9 protein-coding genes are annotated in these 8,524 nt (G+C 33.6%); 1 reads left to right on the plus strand and 8 read right to left on the minus strand.

Features of this window, described 5'->3' with window-relative positions; all coding sequences use genetic code 11:
- Together GMB86_RS14200 and GMB86_RS14205 are read right to left on the minus strand one after the other, a co-directional pair.
- Positions 1-747 (minus strand): DsbA family protein, encoded by a 747-nt coding sequence (locus tag GMB86_RS14200; protein ID WP_155221011.1) that lies wholly within the window; start codon positions 745-747, stop codon positions 1-3.
- Between the two features lie 41 nt (positions 748-788).
- Positions 789-1,487, minus strand: a complete 699-nt coding sequence (locus GMB86_RS14205) for a polysaccharide deacetylase family protein (protein WP_230459135.1) — start codon at positions 1,485-1,487, stop codon at positions 789-791.
- 139 nt (positions 1,488-1,626) lie between these two features.
- On the opposite strand from GMB86_RS14205, the gene GMB86_RS14210 reads away from it, so the two are divergent.
- Positions 1,627-2,232, plus strand: coding sequence for a DedA family protein (locus GMB86_RS14210; protein ID WP_155221015.1), 606 nt, complete (start codon positions 1,627-1,629; stop codon positions 2,230-2,232).
- A gap of 291 nt (positions 2,233-2,523) precedes the next feature.
- Here GMB86_RS14210 and GMB86_RS14215 read toward each other — a convergent pair whose 3' ends face one another.
- From GMB86_RS14215 to GMB86_RS14240, 6 genes are all read right to left on the minus strand, one after another.
- The gene (locus GMB86_RS14215; protein WP_155221017.1) at positions 2,524-3,741 is read right to left on the minus strand and encodes an MGDG synthase family glycosyltransferase; all 1,218 of its coding nucleotides are present in this window, start codon (positions 3,739-3,741) and stop codon (positions 2,524-2,526) included.
- A gap of 791 nt (positions 3,742-4,532) precedes the next feature.
- Entirely contained in the window at positions 4,533-4,688 is a 156-nt protein-coding gene (locus tag GMB86_RS14220; RefSeq protein WP_155221019.1) for a DUF1540 domain-containing protein, read from the minus strand.
- Between the two features lie 267 nt (positions 4,689-4,955).
- Positions 4,956-5,150, minus strand: coding sequence for an aspartyl-phosphate phosphatase Spo0E family protein (locus GMB86_RS14225; RefSeq protein ID WP_155221020.1), 195 nt, complete (start codon positions 5,148-5,150; stop codon positions 4,956-4,958).
- A gap of 220 nt (positions 5,151-5,370) precedes the next feature.
- Positions 5,371-6,681 carry a VTT domain-containing protein gene (locus tag GMB86_RS14230; RefSeq protein WP_155221022.1) on the minus strand — a complete coding sequence of 437 codons (1,311 nt, stop codon included), beginning with the start codon at positions 6,679-6,681 and terminating at the stop codon, positions 5,371-5,373.
- 210 nt (positions 6,682-6,891) lie between these two features.
- Positions 6,892-7,791 (minus strand): DUF1002 domain-containing protein, encoded by a 900-nt coding sequence (locus GMB86_RS14235; protein ID WP_408033847.1) that lies wholly within the window; start codon positions 7,789-7,791, stop codon positions 6,892-6,894.
- Positions 7,792-8,027: 236 nt separating this feature from the next.
- Positions 8,028-8,333, minus strand: a complete 306-nt coding sequence (locus GMB86_RS14240; protein WP_155221026.1) for a Dabb family protein — start codon at positions 8,331-8,333, stop codon at positions 8,028-8,030.
- Between the last annotated feature and the right edge of the window lie 191 nt (positions 8,334-8,524).

The raw sequence follows: 8,524 nt of genomic DNA on the forward strand, positions 1-8,524 counted from the left end.
TCATTCGTTGCCTTGCTTTAACGCATTGTTTATCGCTTCTTTTACGATATGATAATCAAGTGGATTATTCACAAGTTTCCCATCAATAAATAAACTTGGTACAACCTTAACTTTCATGGATTTAGCTAAGTTGTAGTCTTGAATCACATTGTTTTGATAACTTAAATCATCTAGAGTTTGTTTGTAATTTTTTTCGTCTAATGAAGGCACAGTTTTCTTTGCTATAGACGTTAAAAGATCCTTTGTGACCCACTCTTTCTTTTCATCACCTTGAGCGGCATACAAAGCTTTATGAAAATCCCAAAATGAATCAGGGTATTGATGATAGATCATTTCAGCTGCATTTGCAGCTAACTGGGATCCTTTACCTAAAATCGTATAATTGATAAATGTAAAACTTACTTTCCCATTATCTATAAAATCTTTTTTTATTTTAGGAACAATCTTTTCATCAAATTCTTTACAATATGGACATCTATAATCACCGAATTCGACCAATTTAACAGGGGCATCCGTACTCCCCATGATCGGTTGTTCTTTATAATTGATGGAAGGTGTCTCTTGTGATGATTGGTTGTTCTGATTTTCATTTGGTTGACTCGATTGTTGTGTCTTTAATACAATACCAATAATGGCAACGAGTAAAATAATAACGAGAGCTGTACTTATAACGACAATTTGTCGTTGCTTTCTTCGAACGGCTTTTTCTTGTTCATAGTGATTTTTTTGCTTTTTTTTATTGGACATTGTTGCACCTCTTCTTTCAATTCATTATCCAAACATGTCATTTACACCCTGTTTCGATGCTCGTCCTCATAAAGAGTATGTACTGAAACAAAATCATATTTCCCATGGTTTTCTTCAAGATACTCTGTAACGGCCGAAATCGTATTTTCAGGTGCACGTTCATCTGCTCCTGGATTTTCTCCATTGTCATGAAGAACAATAACGGCTCCATCCTTAATATGTTCTTGAAGTCTTTTCTTTAATCTATCCTTACCAAGAGATAATTTCCAATCCCCAAGTATGGCTGACCAGAGAATAAGACGGAAGGGCTTTGCTCCCCAGTGGATGAATAAATTAAGATGCCCCCACGGTGGACGATAATAAATCGGACGCACGCCAATCATGGATTCAATTAGATCGGCTGTCATTTTACACTGCTTTCTAACTTGCCAAGGCATGAGAAACCAATTGCTTACATGCTTATAATGATGTATACCTATCGTGTGCCCTTCCTCATGCATGCGTTTAATAATGTCAGGATTCTTTTTGGCATGCTCCCCTACTACAAAAAAAGTAGCTTTTACATTGTATTTTTTAAAAAGATCCAATAACATAGGGGTATATAATTGATCAGGCCCATCATCAAAAGTCAAAGATGCTTGACCTTTAGTATGAGACTTTTTAAAGATTCCGATAGATAAAGAACGAATCGCAATCGTTGGGATGATACTGTATACTATAAATAAAGAAATTATCGTCAATACTATGAATAGGAATTGTAACAAAAATCTCTCCCTCTTTCATGACTTTATTAAATTTGATATAAAAAAGCAAATGACAACGATCACAGGACATAAAGTCATCATGTATAGTGGGTTATAAATTACGAGGATCTTTTAAATGGAAATTATTCAAAATTATTTCTATACATATGGATATCTTGCCATCTTTATTTTTATATTCTTTGGAATCGTAGGTATCCCATCACCAGAAGAATCGTTTTTAATCTTTGTTGGTATTGCACTCACTCAGGGATCATTAAACATAGTGTTATGTATCTTAATAGCTTTCCTGGGGTCTCTAACAGGCATGATTACATCTTACCTTATAGGTTATTATATCGGAAAACCGTTTATTATTAAATATGGAAAGTATATTGGGTTAACTCCAGAAAGATGGCATAAAGCAGAAGAAAAGTTTCAAAAACGTGCCTTTATTATGATTATGATTGGTTATTTCATACCTGGTATACGACAAATTAATCCCTATATGGCAGGATTAAGTCGTTATAAATTTATTTTTTATCTTATAGCTTCAACTATTGGTGCATTCATTTGGTGTACACTTTTCATTTTGTTAGGATTTTTTGTAGGAAATAAAGTTCATGAGTTTTTAACTTTCACACCAGTTCACATTGCCATTGTTGGTAGCATCCTAGCTTTGGTTTTTATCATTCTTACCATTGTTCATATTATTCGAATTAAACGTCGATCTTCAGGTAAATAAGTAAACGATGATAGATATCGTCAAAAGAAAACGGACCCTTATTGGATCCGTTTTTTATGTAATAATGGCTATTTTGTGAGCGTGTATATCATTATCACTTATAGGGGTTGTTCAAAAATTCACCAAATGATAAGCTGCGAGTCTCCGACGCTATCCAAGAGGATCTTCAACTAAAATCGCTCATGTCCTGTGGCTGGTGCCTAAAGCTACCACATCCTGTTGAATGCCGGTCCTCAGGAACTGTGCGCTCTTATCTTCTTGCTTGTAATTTGCACCTTTTTGAACACGCACTTACACATTATTACTTATGGGTAATTTCTTCACGTACTTTTTCAATTTTGACATGACTCCAGAATAAACAGGAATATCACTTCCATACTCATTGATGGATTCACCATCCATGACATTAGCCCTTAAAATGGCATAAACCATATCCAGAGTTGGTATTTCCTGATCTTTGAAGAAACGTTGAATGGCTTTTTGCCACTTTATTTGTTCAACTTCATTATTTAATAAAAAGGCTAACTGCTTGTCTAAGCTTTCTTTCATGTTAATTTTATATACTAAGTTTTGCTTAGTTAAAAACTCTAGGTTAATTAATTCTTGACCAGGTAAAGCTGAGTGTACAAAGATAGGGAGGTGTTTACATAACGCCTCACTTATTGTAACACCACCTGGCTTAGTCACGATGGCATCCGCCTTGTTATACAACTGATTCATCTCTTCGCGTGATTGAATGTATGGAAGGGCGGTTACATGTGGTAAATTCAACTTATTCAACGACTCTAATAATCGATGATTTTTACCACATAAAATCATATAACGAAAAGCAGAATTTGGATTTGTGTTCTTAATCAATCCCACAATATCTCCTAATCCACTGCTCCCACCTGCAATCAAGATGGTTTTAATAGGGTCATTGTTTCTTGACTTTCTGTCCTCTTCTTTAAGAAATGTTTCGTGAACAGGAATACCGGTAACAAGGATAAATTTTTCATCCATATGATATTTCTCTACCATGTGTTTTTTCACTTGTTGATTAGGAACTAAATGAAAATCAATACCCTGTCTACCCCAAATGTCATTCATAAAAAAGTCTGTATAAGCATTTATAACAGGAATATTAACCATGCCTTGTTCTTTTAGTCGGCTCATCAATAGTGAAGGAAATCCGTGTGTACATACAACTAAATCTGGTTTCTCTTCATTTAATAGTTTTTTTAAGTGATGCAAAAAATACTTTTCAAACCCTATAAATGAACAATGCTTATGCGTCCGTGTATAAGCAAAATGTTTATATGACCAATCATATGTTTTGGGAACAAAGTGAATCCATTTCAAATACAGTTTTGAAATCATTTTTTCAAAACTTTTATTGCTATAACTGAGGAGATCTACTTTTTTACATTTTATGTCGTTACAACGATTTTCCATCATATCTATTAAAGCATCTGCTACTCTGTGATGACCCGAAGGCATTTTAAACAATGGCAAGAACAGAATTTTCATTAGGATAACTCCTTTTTATAAACCTGCTTGGCTATATCTTTCTCACTTTTATTTTTATCAATTTTAAGAAATAGGATCAATACCCCTTACTTTATATAAATAAGTAAGCGTGCGATGAGTATACCTTAAAACTAGAACTTGAAATTTTTTCAGAAAATAGAGTCTTATTATACCGCTTTAAAACCTGTTTAAAGTATAGCATAACAAAGCTTTTTATTCGTCCGTTTTTCTTTAGGATTGTTGACATTAAAACAAATATTTAAAATACCACTATACATCCTATACCCCTAATCTGAAGGAATGGTCTTGTAAAGGGAAGTACTCAAATATCATTCTACACTTTTTCTGTTTGGATACTAACATTATGTATAAATATCCATTTTTCTTTTTTCATTGGACATCGACTTCATCTCCATTTTTTATCTGCCAAATATGAATAAAAGACATTCAGGGCTTATCTGCATCTATGTCCATCCTATGCAACGAAATTTGAATAGATGTCCAACTATCACCTTTATTTTTTAACAATGTTTAAGATTCTCTGCTCGTTACAGAACATACACATAAGTATTGTTATAAAGTGAAACTTCCTTCTGTGGGGGGGTTTTCTTCATCCCCCACTGATGGTTAGCTGAACCAATCGGACCTTTACGGGCAGTTGATCCCCCGCCTATCTTCTTTGACTACTCATAATCTTGAGGTGGGGGTCTTTACTTGCCGTTAAGGCGGGATAAAATGTATTAAATTTAAAAAGAGAAGTTTAGCGTGACCGCTAACTTCTCCTCTAAAAATTAGTGTTCAGGTTCAAACGTTTTACAATCTGTTTCCTCAGTATCTTTTGCTAGTTCTCCTTTATGGCTAACGATATAAATCGACTCTGCAGCACATTTGTTTCCTTCTTCCCAATAGGTACAATTATGAACATCACATAGTACATCTTTTGCCATTGTGTTTTCCTCCCTTTTGAAAAAATGAACACACGTTAGTTTAAGTTGTTTTTTATAATTTATTCTTTTGAATTAAGGATTTTAAATCATTTTTTGATAAAAGTATTGGATAGATTATAATGGGGGGCAGAAAAGAATGGGGTTTCTATGAAGCGCTTACAAACTATTTTAGAAAAAAGAGAAGAGTTCTCTTTAAAAATCTTATTTCGTTCTAATTTCAATTTGTTTTAATATATTAATATTAGGTTTCTATGGAACTTAAAAAACTTATTGCTCGTTAATTAGTTTACGGTTGAAAATATACTTTTGATATAGATTAATTAAAATATCTAATTCTTTACTCTGTTTGACTGTCTCTTGATTCTTTATCCCACAAGTTTCAGCGACTTCAATTAATTCCTTTCTTTTTTTGGAGATTGAAGTCAATAATTCATCCTCATATCCAATTCCAAAATCGATCATTTTCCCCATTGCCCCTATTCACTTTTTTATTAGATAACTTGTACATACTTTAATACGTTTATTATGCTTAGTAAACTATGACTTTTCAACCTTTTTGACAAAACTTCTTATATTGTGACAAAAAGGTATCCTTATCTAAATTTACTACAGTCATAATATAGTTTTTCCTCTAAGATGCGTTAGGGTTATATTTCTATTCAACCAATTTCGACAATCCAATTTAGTACTTATTTTGTCTTAAGGATTCGTTCGTAATGATGATTAAACGCCATGTTTCTAAACATATTATGACAAAACTAAGCCAAATCCCAGCAAGGATATAATCGGTAATCAAATCACTCGGTAATTGAAATTCATAATAAACATGTGAGACGCCAATGATGAACAAAAGAATTAATCCAACCACATTGATGAAAATTTTTAGAACATACATGTTTAAATGTCTTGAGACCAAAAACATAAAATATCCATATAAAATAAAAACCATAATGACCTGCTTATTCGGTGCAGTGGCATAATTTAAGTTAAGAAGTCCATCTTTGGTTAGCCATTTTTCAATGAGCAGTGGTAAATAGGTGACAAAGACCATGCCTCCAACAAGCATAATAAAAAATAATTTAATTTCAATCTCTTTTTGTTTGCCTTTAAAACCAATCCAAAGTAGTGTTAATAGACACACCACGACAAATGAAGGAAATTTTGATAAAACAAGGGCTTGTTCCATAATAGGATGCCAAACGTCTGTTGGCATGGCTCTAAAGAGTGTCAATATATTATGATTAAAGCGTATATAGTCTTGATCAACATAGGCATCAATAATCAAAAACATTAATGATGTTAGCAGACTAAATACGATGACTGTACATGCGATTAATAACTTGAGTTGAAAACGTGATTGAAAACGAATATAAAGGAATTTCAAAGATCGTAAAATGATGAACTTGATCTTTGGTAAATTAAATTTAACCATATAATAACCTACAACAAGGATTCCAATAATAATAATAAAAATAACTAAATACTCTTTTACTGTGGATTCAATGAGTTTATATTTAGGGCCGAGAATCCTACCAAAGCCAATGAATGTTGAAACCCAAATAACTGCTCCTATATAAGAGAAAAAAGCGTAGGATCGATAGGGTATACGTGTAATTCCTGCAGAATAGCCAGTAATATGGCGTACCCCTGGAATAAAGCAGGAAAAAAGGAGCAATCGTTTTCCATAAAGATTAAAAGCCCGTGATAATTTATTTAATCGCTCCGGACCTAAGTGAAAGCGATGCCCATATTTAAGGAAAAATGGGGCCCCGAGTTTTTTCCCAATCCAATAAGAACATGTCATTCCACTACAGCACCCTAATATTCCTGAGATAAGCGCCAAAATAAGATTGATCTCACCTTGATAAACAAGGTATCCAACATAACTCATTAATATTTCCGTAGGGATTGGCAGAGCAATTAGTTCTAACATTAACATTGAAAACAAAATAATATAGGTATAGTGATTTAATAAATGTACAAGCGTCTCCATTTGTGTCTCCCCACCTCCCCGTCTTTAATTCACTTGGAGATAAGCATCAATTTATCTAATTTAAATATATTATCAACCCTGGTCGCCTGGTTTAACCGTTATGCCCAGTATTCATTTTAGACATGTTCTGATAGAAACATTGATCTCCATATATAAAAAAGCCACACTCATACCTAAAAGATGAAGTGGCTTATGATTAGAACTTGATACTTATTGAAAGAAAGAAGCAATTGCATGGAAGAGCTGACTTAAGAATTCAGCAATTTTGGCAAAAAAAGTACCAATAGCTGCAAAAAAACCTTTTCCTTCGTCCGAATTTGCAAAATGATGAAATTTATCTTTCAAGGATTTTAATTGATGACCCACCTGATCCCAATTAAGGTTCAAGTCTTTCATTTTATTAAATAATTCCTTCAATTGATTTAATTCATCATCTGTTAATTTCACATTCGTTTGGTCTGCTGCGTCTTGAATAATATTCTGCATCTCTTGATCAGAATTAGGTGGATTTTTAGCGATTTTGTCTTTAATAGCCGTTATGAGTTCTGCCGCCTTTTCTTTTCCAACTCCGTCTTTATTCGCTAAATTAGCTGTCGTTACCATCTCTTCATTTGCAACTTGCTTATTTTCTTCAGGTATTTTGTCACCCGTTTGTACTTCGTAGGCCTTAATCAAACCTGTTAAACCAGCAGTTCCAGATACGGCAAACGGAGCTGTAACATAGACCGCAGCATCTTTCACTCCTGCTGTCGCTAAGGCATTCATATACATATCATTCGAAACGTAATTAATATTATGTGTGCTAACAGATAATCCAGAGTCTTTTTGGCCTAACGTGATTTTAGCTGAGCTAATGGCACGCGTACCAATTTGAGCTTTGGGCAAATATTTATCAAGGTATTGATGCTCTTCTTGATTGGTTACTTCAACGATCTGAACACTATTTTTATCCACATTCATTTCTTTTAACAGCGAATCTTTTTGAGATGGTGTCAAGTTTGCCCCGAGTGTCACAATGACATCTCCAGGCGACGCATCTGCATAAGCAAAAGGTGCAATGCAACTTATACTTAACAAGATCGCTATGAAAAACAAGAAACTTTTTCGAATCATGATGGTTTCTCCTCTTATCCTATTCTTTTTACTAACTATCTTATTACTTATTATTTTTTCGTTTTCTGCTATAGATTTCTGTCTTATTAAAATCAAACACTTTTTATTAACTTTAGAAGAAATAAGCCACCATAATCCAGAGGAATATGATAGCTTTCCAATTATTCAATATATTAAACACGGTGCTGATTTATCTCGCATTAAAGGTGAGTCTTGACCCTCACCTCAAAGTTTTATTTTTCTTCACTAATTTCAAAATCAACGGCAAGTGTATCAACCATTCCAATGCTTTTTAAATAGGAAACAACCGCTTGGTGTTGATCTGAAGGCCCATAGTTTTCTAGAGCCGCTTTGTCAGTGAATCTTACAGTTAGTCCCATCTCATACCCTTTACTGCGATCTGAGAAATTATGATTAGATTGAATATCCAAAATACCGGGTAACTCAAGTTTGAGATGACGAAGCCTTTTCATACCTTCTTCTTTTTGTTCATTTGTTGTTTCGTCTTTAAATTTGAATAAAACAATGTGTTCGATCATTTTTATCCCTACTTTCTATATATTTGCCGATTATTAGTTTTAGCTTCAAAATAATCATAACATCCTCAACCTAAAAAACAAGCGAATAAGGACGGCTTTCTGAACCTCTCATGACTAAAGTCACGAGTGATCTTGTCTATTTCTAAAGCATAAAATCAATCACTATCTACTTAGACTTGTTCCACCCGGTT

The sequence above is a fragment of the Terrilactibacillus tamarindi genome (assembly GCF_009718825.1).
Lineage (GTDB): Bacteria > Bacillota > Bacilli > Bacillales > Sporolactobacillaceae > Terrilactibacillus > Terrilactibacillus tamarindi.